The organism is Achromobacter sp. ESBL13 (assembly GCF_036668755.1).
In the GTDB taxonomy this organism is placed as follows: Bacteria; Pseudomonadota; Gammaproteobacteria; order Burkholderiales; family Burkholderiaceae_B; genus Achromobacter.
In genome coordinates, this window is the sequence record NZ_JAZEVT010000011.1 from 1 (window position 1) to 20,935 (window position 20,935).

18 protein-coding genes and 1 tRNA gene are annotated in these 20,935 nt (G+C 63.3%); 8 read left to right on the forward strand and 11 right to left on the reverse strand.

Features of this window, described 5'->3' with window-relative positions; all coding sequences use genetic code 11:
- The first annotated feature begins 39 nt into the window (after positions 1-39).
- From V6F88_RS27645 to V6F88_RS27655, 3 genes are read left to right on the forward strand one after another with little or no spacing between them, the layout of a single operon-like run.
- Positions 40-1,320 (forward strand): TRAP transporter large permease, encoded by a 1,281-nt coding sequence (locus V6F88_RS27645; protein WP_332613518.1) that lies wholly within the window; start codon positions 40-42, stop codon positions 1,318-1,320.
- A gap of 27 nt (positions 1,321-1,347) precedes the next feature.
- Entirely contained in the window at positions 1,348-2,364 is a 1,017-nt protein-coding gene (locus V6F88_RS27650; RefSeq protein ID WP_332613502.1) for a TRAP transporter substrate-binding protein, read from the forward strand.
- A gap of 42 nt (positions 2,365-2,406) precedes the next feature.
- Positions 2,407-4,188, forward strand: a complete 1,782-nt coding sequence (locus V6F88_RS27655) for an IlvD/Edd family dehydratase (protein ID WP_332613503.1) — start codon at positions 2,407-2,409, stop codon at positions 4,186-4,188.
- Between the two features lie 32 nt (positions 4,189-4,220).
- Here V6F88_RS27655 and V6F88_RS27660 read toward each other — a convergent pair whose 3' ends face one another.
- Positions 4,221-4,616, reverse strand: coding sequence for a YbaN family protein (locus V6F88_RS27660; protein WP_332613504.1), 396 nt, complete (start codon positions 4,614-4,616; stop codon positions 4,221-4,223).
- A gap of 71 nt (positions 4,617-4,687) precedes the next feature.
- Positions 4,688-5,281: a hypothetical protein gene (locus V6F88_RS27665; protein ID WP_332613505.1), complete on the reverse strand. Its 594-nt coding sequence runs from the start codon at positions 5,279-5,281 to the stop codon at positions 4,688-4,690.
- A 262-nt stretch (positions 5,282-5,543) separates the two neighbouring features.
- Between V6F88_RS27665 and V6F88_RS27670 the strand changes: the two genes are divergently transcribed.
- Together V6F88_RS27670 and V6F88_RS27675 are read left to right on the forward strand one after the other, a co-directional pair.
- Complete coding sequence (locus V6F88_RS27670) at positions 5,544-5,822, forward strand: hypothetical protein (protein WP_332613506.1); 279 nt, start codon at positions 5,544-5,546, stop codon at positions 5,820-5,822.
- Between the two features lie 35 nt (positions 5,823-5,857).
- Complete coding sequence (locus tag V6F88_RS27675) at positions 5,858-6,127, forward strand: hypothetical protein (RefSeq protein ID WP_332613507.1); 270 nt, start codon at positions 5,858-5,860, stop codon at positions 6,125-6,127.
- Positions 6,128-6,283: 156 nt separating this feature from the next.
- Here the strand turns inward: V6F88_RS27675 and V6F88_RS27680 are convergent.
- The 9 genes from V6F88_RS27680 to leuC all read right to left on the reverse strand — a co-directional run bounded on the left by V6F88_RS27680 (position 6,284) and on the right by leuC (position 16,512).
- Positions 6,284-6,360 (reverse strand) — tRNA-Val (locus tag V6F88_RS27680).
- A 290-nt stretch (positions 6,361-6,650) separates the two neighbouring features.
- Positions 6,651-7,316, reverse strand: coding sequence for a phosphoribosylanthranilate isomerase (locus tag V6F88_RS27685; protein WP_332613508.1), 666 nt, complete (start codon positions 7,314-7,316; stop codon positions 6,651-6,653).
- Between the two features lie 69 nt (positions 7,317-7,385).
- Entirely contained in the window at positions 7,386-8,585 is a 1,200-nt protein-coding gene (locus V6F88_RS27690; RefSeq protein WP_332613509.1) for a TRAP transporter substrate-binding protein, read from the reverse strand.
- A gap of 61 nt (positions 8,586-8,646) precedes the next feature.
- The gene (truA, locus tag V6F88_RS27695) at positions 8,647-9,456 is read right to left on the reverse strand and encodes a tRNA pseudouridine(38-40) synthase TruA (protein WP_332613510.1); all 810 of its coding nucleotides are present in this window, start codon (positions 9,454-9,456) and stop codon (positions 8,647-8,649) included.
- Positions 9,457-9,459: 3 nt separating this feature from the next.
- Positions 9,460-11,700 carry a type IV pilus assembly protein FimV gene (locus V6F88_RS27700; RefSeq protein ID WP_332613511.1) on the reverse strand — a complete coding sequence of 747 codons (2,241 nt, stop codon included), beginning with the start codon at positions 11,698-11,700 and terminating at the stop codon, positions 9,460-9,462.
- 259 nt (positions 11,701-11,959) lie between these two features.
- Positions 11,960-13,090 carry an aspartate-semialdehyde dehydrogenase gene (gene asd / locus V6F88_RS27705; protein ID WP_046807554.1) on the reverse strand — a complete coding sequence of 377 codons (1,131 nt, stop codon included), beginning with the start codon at positions 13,088-13,090 and terminating at the stop codon, positions 11,960-11,962.
- 235 nt (positions 13,091-13,325) lie between these two features.
- Entirely contained in the window at positions 13,326-14,402 is a 1,077-nt protein-coding gene (gene leuB / locus V6F88_RS27710) for a 3-isopropylmalate dehydrogenase (RefSeq protein WP_332613512.1), read from the reverse strand.
- Between the two features lie 29 nt (positions 14,403-14,431).
- The gene (leuD, locus tag V6F88_RS27715; RefSeq protein ID WP_006218698.1) at positions 14,432-15,082 is read right to left on the reverse strand and encodes a 3-isopropylmalate dehydratase small subunit; all 651 of its coding nucleotides are present in this window, start codon (positions 15,080-15,082) and stop codon (positions 14,432-14,434) included.
- 26 nt (positions 15,083-15,108) lie between these two features.
- Positions 15,109-16,512, reverse strand: a complete 1,404-nt coding sequence (leuC, locus tag V6F88_RS27720) for a 3-isopropylmalate dehydratase large subunit (RefSeq protein WP_046807556.1) — start codon at positions 16,510-16,512, stop codon at positions 15,109-15,111.
- Between the two features lie 518 nt (positions 16,513-17,030).
- On the opposite strand from leuC, the gene V6F88_RS27725 reads away from it, so the two are divergent.
- Genes V6F88_RS27725 through V6F88_RS27735 form a run of 3 tightly spaced genes read left to right on the forward strand, consistent with a single transcriptional unit; the run spans position 17,031 to position 20,928 of the window.
- On the forward strand, positions 17,031-18,542 hold the full coding sequence (locus tag V6F88_RS27725; RefSeq protein WP_332613513.1) for a TolC family outer membrane protein: 1,512 nt from the start codon (positions 17,031-17,033) through the stop codon (positions 18,540-18,542).
- Positions 18,543-18,566: 24 nt separating this feature from the next.
- Positions 18,567-18,779: a hypothetical protein gene (locus V6F88_RS27730; RefSeq protein ID WP_006218695.1), complete on the forward strand. Its 213-nt coding sequence runs from the start codon at positions 18,567-18,569 to the stop codon at positions 18,777-18,779.
- A complete protein-coding gene (locus V6F88_RS27735; RefSeq protein WP_442880416.1) occupies positions 18,763-20,928 on the forward strand; it encodes a type I secretion system permease/ATPase in 2,166 nt (721 codons plus the stop codon). The genes V6F88_RS27730 and V6F88_RS27735 overlap by 17 nt, the downstream gene beginning before the upstream one ends.
- The last annotated feature ends 7 nt before the right edge of the window (positions 20,929-20,935 follow it).

Consider the following 20,935-nt stretch of genomic DNA (forward strand, 5'->3'; position numbering starts at 1 on the left):
CCCACCGCCCCCGCCCCCTTCCCCGCCCGGACCTCTGCAATGATCCTGACCGTCTTCCTGCTTGTACTGCTGGGGCTGATCGCCCTGGGCATGCCGATCGCCTTCGCGCTGTTGCTCAGCGCCCTGGCCATGATGTTCCAGCTGGACTTTTACGACACCCAAATCCTCGCGCAGAACATGCTGACCGGCGCCAACAGCTTTACGCTGATGGCCGTACCGCTGTTCATGCTGGCGGGTGAACTGATGAACGCAGGCGGGATATCCCGCCGCATCGTCCGCCTGGCCAGCATGTTCGTGGGCCATATTCAGGGCGGGCTGGGCTACGTGGCGATTTTTGCCAGCGTGCTGCTGGCCGCCTTGTCCGGCTCGGCCGTGGCGGACGCCGCCGCGCTGGGATCCCTGCTGATCCCCATGCTGCGTGAAAAGGGTTACGACGCGGGCCAGGCTTCCGGCCTGATCGCGGCCGGCGGCATCATCGCCCCGATCATTCCGCCGTCGATCTCTTTCATCATCTTCGGCGTGGCCACCAACGTATCGATCACCAAGCTGTTTTTCGCCGGCATCGCGCCCGGGCTGATGATGGGAATGACGCTGGTGGCGGTATGGACGTGGGTGGCTCGCAAGCACGGCAGCATCACCCCGTCGCCGCGTGAACCGTGGCGCAACCGCCTGAAGGCGCTGCGCGAATCGATATGGGCGCTGATGCTGCCCGTCATCATCATCGGCGGGCTGCGCGGCGGTGTCTTCACGCCGACCGAGGCCGCCGTGGTGGCTGCCGTGTACGCGCTGGGCGTGAGCCTGTTCGTCTACCGCGAAATCGGGCTGCGGGACTTGATGCCGCTGTTCGTCAATGCGGCGCGCACGACAGCCGTGGTCATGTTCCTGGTGGCCGCCGCGATGGTGTCGTCCTACATGATCACGCTGGCCGACATGCCGCAAGACCTGATTGCGCTGCTGGAACCGGTCATGGACCAACCCAAGCTGCTGATGTTCGCCCTGCTGCTGCTGCTGACATTGGTGGGCACGGTCATGGACCTGACACCTACCATCCTGATCCTGGCGCCGGTGCTGATGCCCGTGGTCACGAAGGCCGGCATCGACCCCGTCTACTTCGGCGTCATGTTCGTGATGGTCGGCTGCGTGGGCTTGTTGACCCCGCCGGTGGGCACCGTGCTGAACGTGGTGTGCGGCGTGGCCCGCATCAATATGGAAACCATCTGCAGGGGCGTGTGGCGCTACGTCGTGGCCTACACGGGCCTGCTGGTCCTGCTGGTGATCTTCCCCGAGCTGATCACCGTACCCGCACGCTGGATGCACTAGCGGCAAAAAACCCCAAGGAGGAGCACCATGACCCAACGATTCAAAACCCGTTTACTCGTGCTGGCCACCGCGCTGTCCTGCGCCGTTGCCGGCGTGGCCGCCGCGGCCGACGTCAAGCCGCGCCTGATCCGTTTTGGTTACGGCCTGAACGAAGAAAGCGTCCAGGGCCGCGCCGCGCGCTTCCTGGCGCAAGAGCTTGAAAAAGTCAGCGGCGGCAAGTTGAAGATGAAGACCTTCGGGTCGGCCAACCTGGGTTCCGACGAACAGATGCAAGGCGCGCTGGCCGGCGGCGCCCAGGAAATGATGGTCGGGTCCACCGCGCCGCTGGCGGGCATGGTCAAGGAATTCGGCGTGTTCGACCTGCCCTTCCTGTTCAACAGCGAAAAGGAAGCTGACGCGGTGCTGGACGGCCAACTGGGCCAGGACCTGTTGAAGAAGCTGGAAGCCAAGGGGCTGGTCGGCCTGGTCTATTGGGAAAACGGTTTCCGCAACATGACCAATTCCAAGCGTCCGATCGCGCGCGCGGAAGACCTGCAAGGCATCAAGCTGCGCGTCATGCAAAACCAGATCGCGCTGGGCGTCTTCAATACCCTGGGCGCCAATGCCGTGCCCATGCCTTTCTCGGAGCTGTTCACCGCGCTGGAAACGCGCACGGTCGACGGGCAGGAAAATCCCATCACGACCATTCAAAGCAGCAAGTTCTACGAAGTGCAGCCCTTCCTTACCATCACGCGCCACGTCTACACGCCGTGGGTAGTGCTGGCATCGAAGAAGTGGTGGGACACGCTGTCGCCCGACGAACAGAAACTGGTGCGCCAGGCGGCCGAGGCATCGCGTGAGTTTGAACGCAAGGACAGCCGCGCGGATTCCACCAAGGCCATGACCACGCTTGAAAAGGCCGGCATGAAGATCAACACCGTCAGCCCCGAGGAAGTGGCGCGCATGCGCCAGAAAGTCCAGCCGGTGGTCGACAAATACACGCAGGAACTGGGCCCCGACCTCATCAAGCAGTTGAATGATGAGATTCAGAAGGCGCGCAACTGACGCCTTTTTACTGATCGCCCACGCGAAGCAAGCGAGCTCCAAATGTCACAGATACCCCGCAAGTTGCGCAGCCAGAAATGGTTCGACGATCCCGCGCACGCCGACATGACGGCGATTTACGTCGAACGCTACCTTAACTACGGCCTGACGCGGCAGGAACTGCAATCCGGGCGGCCGATCATCGGCATCGCCCAGACCGGCAGCGACCTGGCGCCCTGCAACCGGCATCACCTGGCGCTGGCCGAGCGCATCAAGGCGGGTATCCGCGACGCGGGCGGCATCCCCATGGAGTTCCCGGTGCATCCGCTGGCCGAACAAGGCCGGCGGCCCACCGCCGCGCTGGATCGCAACCTGGCTTATCTGGGCCTGGTCGAAATCCTGCATGGTTATCCGCTGGACGGCGTGGTCCTGACAACCGGTTGCGACAAGACCACACCCGCCTGCCTGATGGCCGCCGCCACCGTCGACCTGCCCGCCATCGTGCTGTCGGGCGGACCGATGCTGGACGGCTGGCACGAGGGCCAGCGGGTGGGTTCCGGCACGGTCATCTGGCATGCCCGCAATTTGATGGCGGCGGGCAAGCTGGATTACGAAGGCTTCATGACGCTGGCCACGGCGTCATCGCCGTCGGTGGGCCACTGCAACACCATGGGCACCGCGCTGTCGATGAATTCGCTGGCCGAAGCGCTGGGCATGTCCTTGCCCACCTGCGCCAGCATTCCCGCCCCCTACCGCGAGCGCGCGCAGATGGCCTATGCCACCGGCATGCGCATCTGCGACATGGTGCGGGAAGACTTGCGCCCGTCGCACATCCTGACGCGCGAGGCATTTGAAAACGCCATCGTGGTGGCCTCGGCGCTGGGCGCGTCCAGCAACTGTCCGCCCCACCTGATCGCCATGGCGCGTCACGCCGGCATCGACCTGAGCCTGGATGATTGGCAACGGCTAGGCGAAGACGTGCCCTTGTTGGTGAACTGCGTGCCGGCCGGCGAACACCTGGGCGAGGGCTTTCACCGTGCGGGCGGCGTGCCCGCCGTCATGCACGAATTGCTGGCGGCCGGCCGCCTGCACGCCGACTGCCCCACCGTATCCGGCCGCAGTATCGGCGACATCGCCGCCACGTCCAAGACACGCGACCCGGACGTCATTCGCACATGCGAAGCGCCGCTCAAGCATCGCGCCGGATTCATCGTGCTGTCGGGCAACTTCTTCGACAGCGCCATCATCAAGATGTCGGTGGTGGGCGAAGCATTCCGCCGCACGTACCTGTCGGAACCCGGTTCGGAAAACGCCTTCGAGGCACGCGCCATTGTTTTTGAAGGCCCGGAGGATTATCACGCCCGCATCGAAGACCCGTCGCTGAACATCGACGAACATTGCATTCTGGTAATACGCGGCGCGGGCACCGTCGGCTACCCGGGCAGCGCCGAGGTGGTCAACATGGCGCCGCCGTCGCACCTGATCAAGCGTGGTATCGATTCACTGCCTTGCCTGGGCGATGGCCGGCAAAGCGGCACGTCGGCCAGCCCGTCGATTTTGAATATGTCGCCCGAAGCGGCCGTGGGCGGTGGTCTGGCGCTGCTGCGCACAGGCGACAAGATCCGCGTCGACTTGAACCAACGCAGCGTGACCGCGCTGGTGGACGATGCCGAGATGGAACGGCGCAAGCAGGAACCGCCGTATCAGCCGCCCGCGTCGCAAACGCCCTGGCAGGAAATCTACCGGCAGATGGTGGGCCAGTTGTCTACCGGGGGCTGCCTGGAACCGGCAACGCTTTATCTGAAAGTGATCGAGACGCGGGGCGATCCCCGGCATTCGCACTGAAAGGGCCGGCGCAGCGATACGCGCGCCCAGCGCTATCGTTGCAACGGCCGGCCGCCGGCATCGGACACGTTCGGTGCCGGCCGGCTGAGTACATAGGCCCCGCTGGCAACGAAAAACAAGCCGACGCCCACGGCCAACGGCCACGACGGGTGCGCGCTCCACCAGAACAAGCCGTATCCCAGCGCCATGCCGAGGCAGGCGTACGTCTTGCCTTTACGCGACACCGCCTTCTGGTCGCGCCAGATGCGCAGCGGCGGCCCGTAAGTCGGGCTGTCCAGCAGCCATTTTTCCAGGCGCGGGGACGACCGCGAAAAGCAGCCCACCGCCAATATCAGGAAAATCGTCGTCGGCATGACCGGCAAAAATGCGCCGATGACGCCCAATGCCAGCATCACGCAGCCCAACGCCAACCATAGAGCTTTCATCATGATGGTCAGCAGAATATCGCAATTGCCGCATTGCCGTCGAAGCGGCGGGAATCAACCGGGCGGTCGCCGAGTCAACCGCGCGGCTCCGGCATTTGGGCGCGTAGCATTTCCATGAATTTCGGGCTGGGCGATCCGCCCGCCGCGCGCGCCTTGACCACCATTGCCCACGCCTGATCGTATTGCCCACGCCAGTAGTACGCCGTGGCCCAAGAGGAATACAAATACCCCTTGTCCGGTTCAACGGCTTCGCCTTTGCGATACCACTCGTCGGACCGCGCGGTAGCCGCCACCCGCGCCTCCGGCGGCAGCGTCCTGTCTTCCGCCGCGCACCGGGCGGCAATGCGGCCTGCGTCGGCATAGATTCCCTGAAACGTCGGGGGATCATGGCTGATCGCCAGGTCCATCATGCTCATCGCCTGGCAGAACTTGCCCTGGTCGTGCAGCACGGCGGCAAAGCCGGTATAGGCCTCGGGGTTGTCCGGGTTCAACAGCCAGGCCTGATTGAACCGCCGCATCGCCATGCCCAATTGGTCCGCCTGATAAAACCGGTAGCCCTGCGACACCCAGGCCTGAGACGCCTTGCCGGCTGAACCGAATGCCCGGACCGCGTCCTGCAGCAGCTTCTTGTCGCTGGCCTGCAACTCGGCCGCGGCAGACCGGTCCATGCCCCCATACATCGGCAATTCGTCAACACGCGGCTGCGCTTGCGTTGCCGGCGGCGGCTTGATGGCGCAAGCGGCAAGCCAAACGCAGGGCGCCAGCAGTAGAGCTTTGTTGAATGTGTGCATGGTGTAGGCAGGCGGAAGATACGCCGGACCTTATCAGATAAGCCCCGCCCCCGCGATACGGTGTTCTCTTTCCCCGGGGCAACGCGTGGCATGTCACTTGCTGAAGAGAGGCGGCTTCTTTTCTTTTGGGGGAACTGCAATGCAAACCGATGACGTAGTTGAAATGGAACCCGTGGGCCGTGATGACCAATCGCTGACGCGGCAATTGAAGGACATAGACGCCCGCCGCCCCGACTTCCCGGGTGAACACCTGATCGTATTTGGCCTGGGCGCGCTATTGATCATGGCGGGCATGAAAGGCCGCACGCCCTTCAAACGCGCCATGCTGACGGCGGCCGGCACAGCCCTGATGGGCCGCGCGGCAAGCGGCACCGGCGGCATTGCCAAACTGGCGCGCGTCGTCAAGAAACTGGGCTGATCGCTCGCGCTGCAACGGAGGACCCGGCTGACATCATGGACGCGCTATGGAATTTTCTTCAATGGCCCGCGATGGTGACATCGCTGGCCGCCGCATGGCTGGTGGCATCGCAAGGCAAAGCCAAACGCAAATGGGGATTTTGGGTATTTCTATTTAGCAATGCTTTGTGGATTGCGTGGGGTTTGCACGACGGCGCGTATGCGTTGATTGCGCTTCAGCTGGGATTGGCGGCGTTAAATATTCGCGGGGTCAGGAAAAATCAACACGACGAATCCGCGCGGAGCGAGGCGGCGTCGCAACCGTAGGAAACCAGAACGGTAGAAAACCAGAAATCGTGAGAAGCGCTCAGGCTTGCTAGGCCCTGGCGGGTTTGCGCAGCGCAATGAAAAAAGCCGCTAAGTCAGTGACTTAGCGGCTCTTTGTATCGGCTTTTGCCGTGCTTTTCAGCACTTGCAGGAATCTGGTAGGCGGTATTGGGTTCGAACCAACGACCTCCACGATGTCAACGTGGCGCTCTAACCAACTGAGCTAACCGCCTGCAAAGAAGAAGAATTATATAGTGCTTTTTTGAACCGTGCAAATCGTCTTTAATGATTTTTGCAGTATTCATTGCGTGGTTTGGTTGGGGCTATTGCCTTGGCAATTTGCTTTCGCTTGCCCAACTGAATACCAATCTGAATGGCTTTCAGTACCCGATTCGTTCAGTTCGATTTATTAAGCGTGTCATGCTTCCAAACCGCTTTATGACCGCTTCCAAACCGCTTCGGCTACCGGCAGCTACCGCCAATTTTTACCGGCCGGCAACTGCACACCAACGCAACTACAGCACTACTTTTTACCCTTCATTTTCGCGTCTGCGGCGTGTGCCGCATCAACGAAGAACGAGATTCTATCAGAACTTTTTATTCCTTGCTCAAGCTCGACGCCGCTGCTCACATCGACGGCCCAGGGCCTGACTTGCTGGATCGCCTGGCCGATGTTGTCGCCGTTCAAACCGCCCGACAAGATCAGGGGACGCGACACGGGATCGGCGCGCACGTCGTCCAGCAACGCGTAGTCAAAGCCATGGCCGCTGCCACCGTATCCGGAGCTATAGCTGTCGAACAACCACCCCGCCGCTTCGCCGAATGCGCGGCAGTACGAGGCCAGGTTTTCAGCGGTTTCCAAGCCCGGCGCACCCACGCGGAATGCACGCAGGAAGCGTTGGCCGTAGCGGGCGCAATCCTGCGGGGACTCGTCGCCGTGAAATTGCAGCAGTTCAGGGTGCACTTCATCCAGCACGGCCTGCACGTCGGAGGGCGCAGGGTTGACGAACAGCGCGACGACGTCCACAAACGCCGGCACCGCACGCCGCAACTGGGCCGCGCGCGTCGGCGTCAGGCAACGCTTGCTCTTGGGATAGAAGACAAAGCCGATGGCATCGACGCCGGCCGAGACGGCCGCTTCGATATCTTGTTCGCGGGTCAATCCGCAGATTTTGATGCGTGTACGCATGACATTCACTACCTGTGGCCCGATAGAAAAAATCGGTGTATCAGTATATCGCGCGGCCCCCGGCGGCTATCAGCCTGCTGGCTGGCCCAGCGTGGCGATCATTGAGTCGAAGCTGCCCTCGGCAACGCGGAACCAGGGGACTTCCTTGTCCCGGAAAGCGACCATGCTGTCGTAGAGCTTCTTGAACATCGGATCCTTGGCGCCCAGCTCTTTATAGGCCGCCAGCGATGCGTCGTAGCAGGCTTGCAGCACCGGTTTGGGAAACGCCTTGAGCTGCGCGCCGCGCGATACCAGACGGCGCAACGCGTCGGGATTACCTGCGTCGTACTTCGCGATCATGTTGGCGGTTGCCATGCGGCACGCCAAAGCCAGGGCCGACTGATACGGCTTCGGCAGTTCGTCGTAGGCGTCCTGGTTCACGTACAGCGACAGCTGCAAGGTGCCGGCCCACCAACCCGGGAAGTAATAATTACGCGCGACCTTATACAGCGCCAGGCTTTCATCGTCATACGGACCGACCCAGGCCACCGCGTCCGCCACGCCTTGCTCCAACGCGGCGTACGTGTCGGCCACCGGTACATCGACAGGCGTGGCGCCCAACCGCGCCAGCACGTTCCGCGCGAATCCGCTGGCTTTGATCTTCAAGCCGCGCAAGTCGTCCACGGTCTTGACCTCGCCCCTGAACCAGCCGCCCATCTGCGCCCCCGTATAGCCGCAAGGGAAGTTCACGATGTTGTACTTGTCGAACAGCACACGCGTCAGCGCCAGGCCTTCGCCCTGAAGCATCCAGGCGTTCATCTGTCGGGTGTTCAAGCCAAAGGGAACGCCGGCGTCGAAACTTAGCGCGGGGTCGGTATCGAAGTAGCGCGTCGATGCCGTGTGCCCGCAGTCCACAACACGGTTCTGCACGGCTTCAAGCACTTGGCCGGGCTGGACCAGATCGCCTGCGGGGAAAATCTGGATCGTGAAACGGCCGTCGGTCACCTCGGACACATACCGCGCAACGTCTTCGGCGCCCGCGAACAAGGTGGGCGATTCGCTTGGAAAGCTGGACGCAAGCCGCCATGCCACCGCAGGCGCCTGCTCTGTCTTGGGCGGCGTCTGTTGTGTGATGGGCGGCGTCTGTTGTGCGACGGCCGGCGTCTGTTGTGCGACGGCGGGTTCCTGTTGTGCGATGGCCGTCGCCTGTTGTGCGATGGCCGGTGCGGCCAACGCGGCGCTGCCTGCCGCGCCGAGGGCGGCCTGTTTCAAAAACGCGCGGCGTTGCATGGCAATGGTTCCTTTAAGCGCATGGAAGGCGCGGTGGGCGACGGCGGCTTCCTGGTAATTCCTAATAAGACTGCGTAAACGGCGACAACAAAGACGAGCCGCCATCAAGCTCTTCCAGGCCGAACTCGGCTGGGTAATCAATGGCCGACAAATACAGGCCGTCGGGCGCGAAGGTGGGCGCCCCGCGCGTACGGTCGCGCCAGGACAGCAGCTGCGCCATCCAGTCCACCGACTCCCTGCCCTGCCCCACTTGCAGCAGCGCGCCCATGATGTTGCGGACCATGTGATGCAAAAACGCGTTGGCCTTCAAGGTGAAAACCAGGAACGGCCCGCGTTCCGCGATTTCCAGCCGGTGCATCTGGCGCACCGGATGCTTGGCCTGACATTGCGAAGAACGGAAGCTTGAAAAATCGTGTTCGCCGACCAGGGCCTGAGCGGCGGCGCGCATGGCTTGCACGTCCAGCGGTTGAAAGCACCAACCGGCCCGCCCCGCCCACAAAGCCGGCCGCACCCGGCCACGCCACAGCAGGTACACATAGGTGCGTGCGCGCGCGGAAAAACGCGCATGAAATTCGTCGGACACTTCCTGCGCCCACTGCACCGACACGCTGGGCGGCAGAAACGCATTCACCCCGCGCACCCAGGATTCCATGCGCCGGTCCAACGCGGTGTCCAGGTGTACCACCTGCATCGCGCCGTGCACGCCGGTGTCGGTGCGGCCCGCGCATATCGTGGGCACCGTGCCCTGCACGCCGCAGAATCTTGCCAAGGCAGACTCCAGTGTGTCCTGCACCGTTTGCCGGTGCGGCTGGGTCTGCCAACCCTGCCAAGCGGAGCCGTCATAGGCCAGCCCCAATGCAACTCTAGACATCGTTCAAACCCGTGGACCGCTGACTCGGCGCGGTTCGTCCGTGGGCGGTTCGTCCAGGTCGAGATTGATCGTATCGAGCTTGCGGTTCAGCGCTGCCGTGTCCAGCACCGGCTCGTTAAAGGCGTAGGTGTCCTCGTCATCGTCGTCGCGACGCGCGCCGGCGCGACGCAGCAGCCAAGCAATCGCGAAGGCGATCAATGCCAGCAGGGCGGTAACGATGACAAGCAGATTGTCCGCCAACCAGCTTGGCATGCTGCTGGAGAGGTCTTTGGCGTTATCCGGCGGTGTGCCCGTACGGGCACTGTCCGAGGAGGATGCGCCGGGAGCGCCGGCGTCACCCGGCGCGCCGGGTGTTCCTGCGGCGCCTGGAGAGCCGGCTGGGCCCGCTGCGCCCGCTGCCCCTGGAGTTGCGGCTGTGCCGGCAACGCCCGGCGTGCCAGCAGCGCCCGCGGGCGCCGTCGCGCCTGCAACGCCGGACGCACTCGAGCCACCGGGCGCGCCGGCATTATTCGTCGAACCCGTACCGCCTGGGGTGCCGGCAGCGCCGGCAGTACCTGCTGCGCCGGGAGCCCCGGTCCCGCCAGGACTGCCTGCTGCGCCGGGAGTACCGGCAGCACTGGAACTGCCCGCGGCGCCCGGGGTACCGGCCGCGCCGGTAGCTCCCGCTGCGCTGGAAGTGCTGGCTGCACCCGGACTGCCCGCGGCACCCGGAGTACCTGGTGCCCCCGGCGTGCCCGCTGCCCCCGGCGTGCCTGCCGTACCCGGAGTGCCTGCCGTACCCGGAGTGCCTCCCGTACCCGGAGTGCCTGCCGTACCCGGAGTGCCTGCCGCACCCGAAGTGCCCGCTGCCCCCGGAGTGCCTGCTGCCCCCGGCGTGCCTGCCGTACCCGGAGTGCCTGCCGTACCCGGAGTGCCTGCCGCACCCGAAGTGCCCGCTGCACCCGGAGTACCTGGTGCGCCCGGGACACCCGCTGCGCCTGGGGTGCCAGCTGCACCGGGGGTACCCGCAGCACCGGAAGTACCTGTCGCACCCGAAGCACCCGTCGCTCCGGAAGCGCCCGGAGTGCCCGATGCGCCCGCCGCACCCGCTGGGCCAGAATTGCCAGATGACCCTGCCGCGCCCGATGCGCCCGCACCGCCAGCCGCGCCCGATGCGCCCGCACCGCCAGCCGCGCCCGTGCCGCCCGCGCCCGAGGTCCCCGAACCGCCTTGCTGCGCCACCGCCTTGTTCAATTCGTCGACATTGCTTTGCAGCTGACTCACGCGGCCTTCAACGTCTTTCAGCGCGCGCTCGTTCGATGTCTTCGCGTCGGCTTGCGCATCCGCCTGCGCGACAGCGCCTCCCGCTGCGAGCCCGGTCGACAGGCGCACGCGATCCTGGGTCGGAGCCGGCGTAGCCACGCCCGTGTCGCCAGGTTGCGCCACGGAGCCGGATGCCGCGTCCTGCCCCTTTACCACCGACGGATTGGCTCCTGCCGCCGCGCCGACTCGGGCGCGATATTTGGCAAACGCTTCGGCGTGTTCGTTGAAGATGCGGCGCGCTTCGGCGGGATCAATCGCCCGGACCGTGGCCGCATCGGGAATCTTCAACTTTTGCCCGGCGCGCACCAGGTTCATGTTGTTTTGAATAAAGGCCTCTGGATTGGCGCGCCACAACGCCACCAGCATCTGATACACCGAGGCGTTGGGCACCGCGTTGCGCTGCGCAATGGCAAAAAGATTGTCACCCTGCTTCACATTGACCGTCGCGGTACCGGCCCCCGCGCGCGCCGTGCCGCCTACCGAGGCCGGCGTCACATCGGCGCCGGTGCCGCGCAAGGGCACCAATACGCTGACCTGCACCTGGCGCTGGCCGGAACTTGAACTGATGTCCAGCAGCAGGTCCACCGCGCCGCTGGCGGGTGGCTGCGTGCCACGCACGCGCAGGTTCTTGCGCGTGCCGTCGGTGCCGTCTTCAATGCGGACCACCATGCTGGCCAGCGGCACGGGCGGCTTCAGGCCGGCGCGCTGCCAGGCGGCTTCATCCGCCACCGACACCTTCAACGACGACACCTCATCCGGCGTCAATTCCTGCAAGCCGACCACCGCCTGCAACGGCGCGCCGGGCGCCGACACCACGCGGGAATGTCCGACCCGCATGGCCAGCGCCGAACTGCACATGCTCGACCCAATCGCCAACGCGATCGCCCATTGAAGGGTTTTCAAACGGCGGGCATGCTTCACATGGCGCGAACGCTGGGTCATAAGCTGGAATTCCGTTCTTGTAGTCGAATTACGGGCTGGCCGAGTCGCGCGACATATTAGCGAAACAGGCCTCAATTCACGGGAAAAGTGTAATGGATGATGCCGGTTTCACAAACCTGAAAGGCGCTTCGGCGTTGGCTCTTGGGCACATCCGCCGCTTCCCTCATGCGCCAGGCCAAACGACAAGGGCACCCGAAGGTGCCCTTGCTTGTCTACACGGCCGATCAAACTGTTTTTATCGGCCGTATACACATACGCGTCAGGCTTCGGCCAGCGCGATGCGCAGCATGCGACGCAGCGGTTCGGCAGCGCCCCACAGCAGTTGGTCGCCCACCGTGAAGGCGCCCAGGTATTGCGAACCCATCGACAGCTTGCGCAGGCGGCCGACCGGGATGTCCAGCGTGCCGGTTACGGCAACCGGGGTCAGCGCCGAAACCGTCGCTTCCTTGGTGTTGGGCACAACCTTGGCCCATTGCGTGCCTTGCGCGATCAGTGCTTCTATCTCGTCCAGCGGCACATCGCGCTTGAGCTTGATGGTCAGAGCCTGGCTATGGCAGCGCATGGCGCCGATGCGCACGCACAGGCCGTCGATCGGGGTGGCGGGCGTGCCGAAGGCGGCGCCGCGGCCCAGGATCTTGTTGGTTTCGACTTCGGCCTTCCATTCTTCCTTGGACATGCCGTCGCCCAGATCCTTGTCGATCCAGGGAATCAGGTTGCCGCCCAGCGGAACGCCGAAGTGCTCGTGCGGCAGCGACGCATCTTTCTGCTTGGCCAGCACGCCACGGTCGATGGCCAGGATGGCCGACGCCGGATCGTCCAGCAAGGGCTTGACGGCCTGGTTGATTTCGCCGAATTGGGTCAGCAGTTCGCGCATGTGCTGCGCGCCGCCGCCGGAAGCCGCCTGGTAGGTCATGGACGTCATCCATTCCACCAGGTCGTTGTTGAACAAGCCGGCCAGGCCCATCAACATGCAGCTGACCGTGCAGTTGCCGCCGATGAAATTGCGCACGCCGCGCTTGAGCGCCGCGTCGATGACCGGGCGATTGACCGGGTCCAGGACGATGATGGCGTCTTCGGCCATGCGCAAGGTGCTGGCCGCATCGATCCAGATGCCGTTCCAGCCCGCGCCGCGCAGCTTGGGATAAACCTCGGACGTGTAGTCGCCGCCTTGTGCCGTCAGAATGATCGGCAGTTTTTTCAGAGCATCAATGTCGTAGGCATTTTGCAACGGGCCTGCGCCTTCGGCCCACGTGGGCGCGGCGCCGCCAGCATTGCTGGTGGAAAAGAACACCGGTTCGATCAGTGCGAAGTCGTTCTCGTCGCGCATGCGTTGCATGAGCACCGAGCCGACCATTCCGCGCCAGCCGACAAGGCCTACTGCTTGATTCATTTCAATCGCTCTATAAAGGTGGAGACAAGGTCCGGGTAGAAAAAAGTCGTGCAATTCAACAATTTATCAGAATGCACGCGCGTATGTTGCGGCGCAGCTAGAAAAATTTGGGGCCGGAAGACCGCCCAACGGCTTTCGCGGCGCCGCCACAACACGGGCAAAAAAAGGGCCGCTACATGAAGCGGCCCCTTCCAAATCGGGGCGCCGCCGCAAGGGCGCGCCCCTTGCCCAGCGATCAGGCCAGGGCTTTCAAGACGGCGTCACCCATGGCGGCCGTGGTGACCTTCGTGGTGCCCGCTTCGAAGATGTCGGCGGTGCGCAGGCCATCGGCCAGCACGCGCCGCACGGCGGCTTCGATGCGGTCGGCTTGCGGTGCAAGGTTCAGCGAATAGCGCAGCAGCATGGCGGCCGACAAAATGGTCGCCAGCGGGTTGGCAATGCCCTTGCCCGCGATGTCCGGGGCCGAACCGTGGCTGGGTTCATACAGGCCCTGGCCGCCAGCGTTCAAAGAGGCCGACGGCAGCATGCCGATCGAACCCGTCAGCATGGCCGCTTCGTCCGACAGAATGTCGCCGAACAGGTTGCCCGTGACGATGACGTCAAACTGGCGCGGGTTGCGCACCAGTTGCATCGCGGCGTTGTCGACGTACATGTGCGACAACTCTACGTCGGGGTATTCGCGCGCTACTTCAATAACGATATCGCGCCAGAACTGCGACGTTTCAAGCACGTTGGCCTTGTCCACGCTGCACAGCTTCTTGTTGCGCTTTTGCGCCGACTCGAAGCCGATGCGGGCAATGCGGCGCACTTCCGATTCGGCATAGCGCATGGTGTCGTAGCCTTCGCGCTCGCCGGCGAACGAGCCGTCGGGCGACGCACGGACGCCGCGCGGCGTGCCGAAATAGATGTCGCCGGTCAGTTCGCGAATGATCAGGATGTCCAGGCCGGACACGATCTCGGGCTTCAGCGACGATGCGCTGGCAAGCTCGGGATACAGGATGGCCGGACGCAAGTTGGCAAACAGGCCCAGCGCCTTGCGCAGGCCCAGAATGGCTTGTTCCGGGCGGAATTCGCGCGGCAGGCTGTCGTACTTCCAGTCGCCAACGGCGCCGAAAAGCACGGCGTCGGATTCCTTGGCCAACTTGAGCGTGGCCGGGGGCAGCGGGTGTTCGAACTGGTCGAACGCGGCGCCGCCGACGGGGGCCTGCTTGATATTGAACGGCACGTCCAGCGCTTGAAGCACGCGCACGGCCTGTTCGACAATTTCCGGTCCGATGCCGTCACCCGGCAAGACTGCAATGTTGTGGGTCATTTGAAAGCGATCCTGTGATCAGTATGGGTTCAGGCGATGGGACGGCTTTCCAGCCAGGGGTGGCGGGCCAGTCGTTCGGCCTCGAAGGCGCGGATCTTGTCGGAATGGCGCAGCGTCAAGCCGATATCGTCAAAGCCGTTCAGCAGGCAGTACTTGCGGAACGGTTCGATATCAAAGCCCATGGCGCGGCCGTCCGCGGCGATCACGACCTGGCGGTCCAGGTCGATTTGCAGCTTGTAATTCGGGAACGCCTTGACTTCGTCGAACAGGCGGGCCACTTCCAATTCAGACAGCACGATCGGCAGCAGGCCGTTCTTGAAGCTGTTGTTGAAGAAGATGTCGGCATACGACGGCGCGATGATCGCGCGAAAGCCGTATTGCGTCAGCGCCCAGGGCGCGTGTTCGCGGCTGGAGCCGCAACCAAAGTTCTTGCGCGCCAACAGGATCGAGGCGCCTTGGTAGCGCGGCTGGTTCAGCACAAAATCCGGGTTCAGGGGACGCTTGCTGTTGTCCATGCCGGGTTCGCCGTGGTCCAGATAGCGAAGCTCGTCAAACAGGTTCGGCCCGAAACCGGTGCGCTGGATCGACTTGAGGAATTGCTTGGGAATGATGAGGTCCGTGTCGACGTTTTCGCGGTCGAGCGGAGCCACCAGGCCTTCGTGAGTGGTAAATGCTTGCATGATGTCGGTACTCGGTGCGTGATCGCTTAACGGAACGTGCGGACGTCGACGAAGTGGCCGGCCACCGCAGCGGCTGCGGCCATGGCGGGGCTGACCAGATGCGTGCGACCGCCCTGGCCTTGCCGACCTTCGAAATTGCGGTTGGACGTCGACGCGCAACGCTCGCCCGGTTCAAGGCGATCGGCGTTCATGGCCAGGCACATCGAACAGCCGGGTTCCCGCCATTCAAAACCGGCTTCAATGAAAATCTTGTCCAGCCCTTCGCGCTCGGCCTGTTGCTTGACCAGGCCAGAGCCCGGCACGACCATGGCTTGGCGCACGTTGGACGCCACGCGCTTGCCACGCGCCACAGCGGCAGCCGCGCGCAAGTCTTCGATGCGCGAATTCGTGCACGAGCCAATGAACACGCGGTCCACGCGAATGTCGGTCAGCGGGGTGTTGGGCTTTAAGCCCATGTATTGCAACGCGCGTTCCATGCCGCTGCGGCGCACATCGTCTTTTTCGCGGTCGGGGTCCGGCACGCGGGAATCCACCGGCAACACCATTTCGGGCGACGTGCCCCAGGTCACCTGCGGCTTGATGTCGCGCGCGTTCACTTCCACCACCGTATCGAACTTGGCGCCTTCGTCGGTGTGCAGCGTGCGCCAGTACTTTACGGCCTGGTCCCACACTACGCCCGTGGGCGCAAACGGGCGGCCACGGAAATACTCAACGGTCTTGTCGTCGACCGCCACCATGCCCGAGCGCGCGCCGGCTTCAATCGCCATGTTGCACACGGTCATGCGGCCTTCAACGGACAGGGCGCGGATGGTGCTGCCCGCGAATTCAATGGCGTGGCCCGTGCCACCGGCCGTGCCGATGATGCCGATGATGTGCAGCACCACGTCTTTGGCCGTACAGCCGAAAGGCAAATCGCCGTCGACCTTGATGAGCATGCTCTTGGCTTTCTTCATCAGCAGCGTCTGCGTGGCCAGCACGTGCTCGACTTCAGACGTGCCGATGCCGAATGCCAGCGCGCCCAGCGCGCCGTGCGTGCTGGTGTGCGAATCGCCACAGACCACCGTCATGCCCGGCAACGTGGCGCCCTGCTCGGGGCCGATCACGTGCACGATGCCTTGGCGCAAGTCATTCATGCGGAATTCGGTGATGCCGTATTTCTCGCAGTTGGCGTCCAGCGTGTCCACTTGCAGCCGCGAGATCGGGTCGTCAATGCCCTGGGCGCGGTTCAGCGTCGGCACGTTGTGGTCGGCCACGGCCAGGTTGGCGCCCGTGCGCCAGGGCTTGCGGCCGGCAATCGCCAGCCCTTCGAACGCCTGCGGGCTGGTGACTTCGTGCACCAGATGGCGATCGATATAGAGCAGACAGGTGCCGTCTGATTCCTGGTGGACGATGTGGGCGTCCCAGAGTTTGTCGTAAAGGGTTTGGGCCATGGATGCGCTCTGCAAATAGACAATCCGGCTTGAGCCTCGCACGGTTGATAAGCAGATTGCTTCCGTGCCGGCCACTGCGGCATGCGGGAATTATGCCCACGCTCCGAACCTAGTACAACCACACCACACATACTAGTACCAGGACTACCACGTTGGTTACGGAATCTGTCCCCGCAATCGCGGCAAATTGCGTTCGGATCACTTTGGAAAATTAATCACAAATTACAAATTCGATAAGAGAAATCAGATACAGAATTATCAAAACGATATAATCCTGTTTCACTACAGACACGTCACTTTCGAAATAATACGAAATAAACCGTATTAATAAAGCTGGCGCTTTTCTCGGTCTGTGAAGTTCGTGCAAATTCAGTCAAATTAGGTGATGTTGCGCGAAGAAACGTTGTGGCGAGTCATTTTGCCTTCTGCAAGACTTAACAAATCTTGACTAGGGAAATATGACATTTACATACAATATGGCCGCCATTCAATCCCACTCCGACACGCGAATAATCACTATGGCTTCGTTTTTGATCAAACGCACGACTTCGCTTCTCGCTTTGGCTTTTGTTCCCGCCGCTTTTGCCCAGCCGACCCCGCCCGCCCCGCAGGGCGCGCCGGCCGCCACCGTCTCCACGGTGACGCTGAATCAGGTTGTTGAGCAGACGCTGCTGAGCAACCCGGAAATCCAGGCCAAGTATCACGACTTCCAGGCATCCCTGGAAGGCCAGTCGGTTGCCCGCGCGGCCTTCTTCCCGCAAATCAACGCGCAGGGCTATGTGGGCCGCGAATATCGCAGCAACGTGCCCGACGTGGGTTCGCAACGCTGGAGCCGCCCGGGCTACAACGTTGAACTGCGCCAACTGATTTTTGACGGCTTCCGCACCAGCAACGACGTCAAGCAGGCTGGCTTCGATAAGCTGGCGCGCTTCTATGACGTGTTGGCCACCAGCGACAGCACCGCGTTCGCCGCCGTGCAGGCGTATATCGACCTGCAACGTTACCGGGACATGGAATTGCTGGCCCGCCAGAACTATTCGCTGCACGAAGAAACGCTGAAACAGATCGGCGAACGCACCGAGTCGGGCGTGGGCCGCCGCGTTGACCTGGAACAGGCAGGCGGCCGTTTGTCCCTGGCTCAGACCAACCTGATGACCGAAACCGCCAACCTGCTTGACGTGCAGCAGCGCTTTCAACGCGTGACCGGCGCCTTCCCGCCCGAAGCCATGCAGCCGCCGCCGGACATCTCGGGCAAGCTGCCCGTCAAGCCGGGTGACTTCAATGACTCGCTGCGCCGCAACCCCAGCTTCCTGTCCAAGCAGGCCGGCTTGCAGGCCGCGCAAGCCGGCGTGGCCTCGTCCAAGGGCGCTTTCTCGCCCAAGTTTGAATTCGTGGCTTCCTCGGGTCGGGACCAGAACGACCCCACGCCCGAAACGCGCGACATCCAGAGCTCCAGCGTGCAAGTTGTGATGAGCTACAACCTGTACCGCGGCGGCGCCGATTCCGCCCGCGTTCGCCAGACCGCCGCGCAGTCGTACGCCGCGCGCGACATCCGCGACTACACCTGCCGCAACGTGCAGCAGGACCTGGCCGTCGCCTGGAACAACATCGTCAGCCTGAGCCAGAAGCTGCCGTTCCTGCGCGACCACGAAGTGGCCACGACCAAGGTACGTGATGCGTATCGCCAACAGTTCCAGATCGGCCAGCGCTCGCTGCTGGACTTGCTTGACACTGAAAACGAATTGTTCGAGTCGCGCCGCGCATTGACCAACGGCTTGTATGACCTCAAGCTTGCGCAATATCGCTGGTTGGCGCTGTCGCATGCGCTGTTGCCGGCGCTGTCGCTGCAACCCGCGCGCAACGAGATGCCCGAGGAAAACGGCAAACTGGAGGTAACCGACGAAGTGATCAAGCTTTGCAATTCGACGGTCCCCGACTCTGCCCGCCTGGCTCCCGTGCGCGTTCAATACAACGAAGGCACGCTGCCGCCCACGCTCGTGCCGCTGAACGCACCCACCGCCAAGCCCTAAAGGCGGCGGGCGCAAGGAGGCCATATGACGCCCCAGGGCAACGAATTTTCGCAGTTGGACGCGGACTTTGTCCGCGTTCTTGAAGACCTGATCGACGCCTTGATCGCCAATGGCACCTTGCGCATGACGGACCTGCCTATTCAGGCACAGCAAAAGCTATCCCAGCGCAAGCAGCAACGCGCGCGCCTCTCGGAACACCTAGACCTCTTGGATGACGAAGATGGACAAGTTATCTGAAAAGGCGGCGCGCGAATGGCGCGCCGACGCCCGAGCGGCGCATGACGACCCCTTGCTGGACTGCCTGGTTGAAATTACGCGCCTGCACGGCGTGACTGCCACGGCGCAGGCGCTGTCCGCCGGCCTGCCGCTGGAAGAACACCGCCTGACCCCTGCCCTGCTGCCGCGCGCCGCGGCGCGGGCGCAACTTTCCGCGCGCGTCGTCAAGCGCACGCTGGACAGCATTTCCCCAGACCTTTTGCCCGCCATCCTGCTGCTGCAAGGCGAACGCGCCTGCCTGCTGCTGAAAAAAGAAGACGGCAAATACCTGGTCAGCCATCCCGAGCTTGGCGGCAGTTCCGTCGAGATGACGGCCGAGGCCCTGGCCGCGCAATACACCGGCCTGGTCTGCTTCGTGCGCCCGCAATTCCGGTTCGACGCCCGCTCGCCGGAAGTGGCCAAAGTCCGTGAACGCCATTGGTTCTGGGCCGCTATCATGGAAAACCGGCGCCTGTACCGCGATGCGCTGGTCGCCGCGCTGCTGATCAATATCTTCGCCATGGCGATGCCGTTGTTCACCATGAACGTGTATGACCGCGTGGTGCCCAACAACGCCGTTGAAACGCTGTGGGTGCTGGCTATCGGCATCACGCTGGTAGTGATTTTCAACATGGTGTTGTCAACCGCCCGTTCTCATGTGGTGGACAGTGCAAGCAAGCGCGTCGACGTGCGCCTGTCCGCGCAGATCATGGAGCGCGTGCTGGACCTGCGGCTGGAAGGCCGCCCCGTGTCCGTCGGATCGTTCGCGGCCAACCTGCGGTCGTTCGAATCCATTCGCGACTTCATCGCGTCGGCCACCATCACCACGCTGGTCGACCTGCCCTTCATCCTGCTGTTCCTGGCCGCGCTGGCCTGGATATCGCCGTGGATGATCCTGCCGCCGCTGGTTGCCATCGTGCTGATCTTGCTGGTGTCGCTGGCTGCCCAGGCTCGCATGGAAGCCCTGACGATGGCCAGCTTCCAGGCCAGCTCGCAGCGCAACGCGACGCTGGTGGAAGCGCTGACCGGCCTGGAGGCCGTCAAGACGCTGAACGCGCAAGGCTCGGTGCAACGCAACTGGGAACGCGCCACGGAATTCATCGCACAGACGGGGGGCAAGCTGAAGTTGATCTCGTCGTCGACGGTGGGCTTTGTGCAGGCCATCCAGCAACTGATGTCGATCGCCGTGGTGATCATCGGCGTGTACCAGGCGCAGGAATCGGCGATGTCCATGGGCGGCATCATCGCCGCATCCATGATCGCCAGCCGTTGCCTGGCGCCGCTGGGCCAGGTTGCGGGGCTGTTGATGCAATACCAGAACGCCCGCACCTCGCTGGGCTCGATCGACAACTATATGAAGCTGCCGATCGAACGCCCGGCCGAAGCCGAATTCCTGCATCGTCCCGTGTTTCATGGCGGCCTGGAATTTCGCGACGTCACCTTCGCATACCCCGGCAGCACGCAACCGGTGCTGAAGAAAGTGTCGTTCAAGCTCAAGCCCGGTGAAAAGGTCGGCATCATCGGCCGCATCGGTTCCGGCAAGACCACGCTGGAAAAACTGGCGCTTGCGCTGTATCAGCCCACCGAAGGCGCTGTGCTGCTGGACGGTGTGGACGTGCGCCAGATCGACCCGGCCGACGTGCGCCGCGCCATCGGCCATGTGCCGCAAGACCCCACGCTGTTCTACGGCAGCCTGAAACACAACCTGGCCATGGGCGCGCCCTACGCCGACGACGCCAGCATCCTGGCCGCCGCCAACCTGGCCGGCGTGACAGACTTTGCCAACCTGCATCCCAACGGTTTCGACATGGTGATCGGCGAACGCGGCGAATCGCTGTCGGGCGGCCAACGCCAGTCCGTCGCCGTGGCCCGCGCGCTGATCAACGACCCGCCGATCCTGCTGCTGGACGAACCCAGCAGCAACATGGACCACCAGAGCGAGGCGCAGCTGCGCAAGCGGCTGGGCGAGGCCAGCGCCACCAAGACGATCCTGCTGGTCACGCACCGTACTGCGCTGCTGGACCTGGTGGACCGCCTGATCGTGATCGATAACGGTCACATCGTTGCGGACGGCCCCAAGGAGCAAGTTGTCGAAGCACTGCGTCAAGGACGCGTTGGACGCGGGAGTTAAGGGCGCC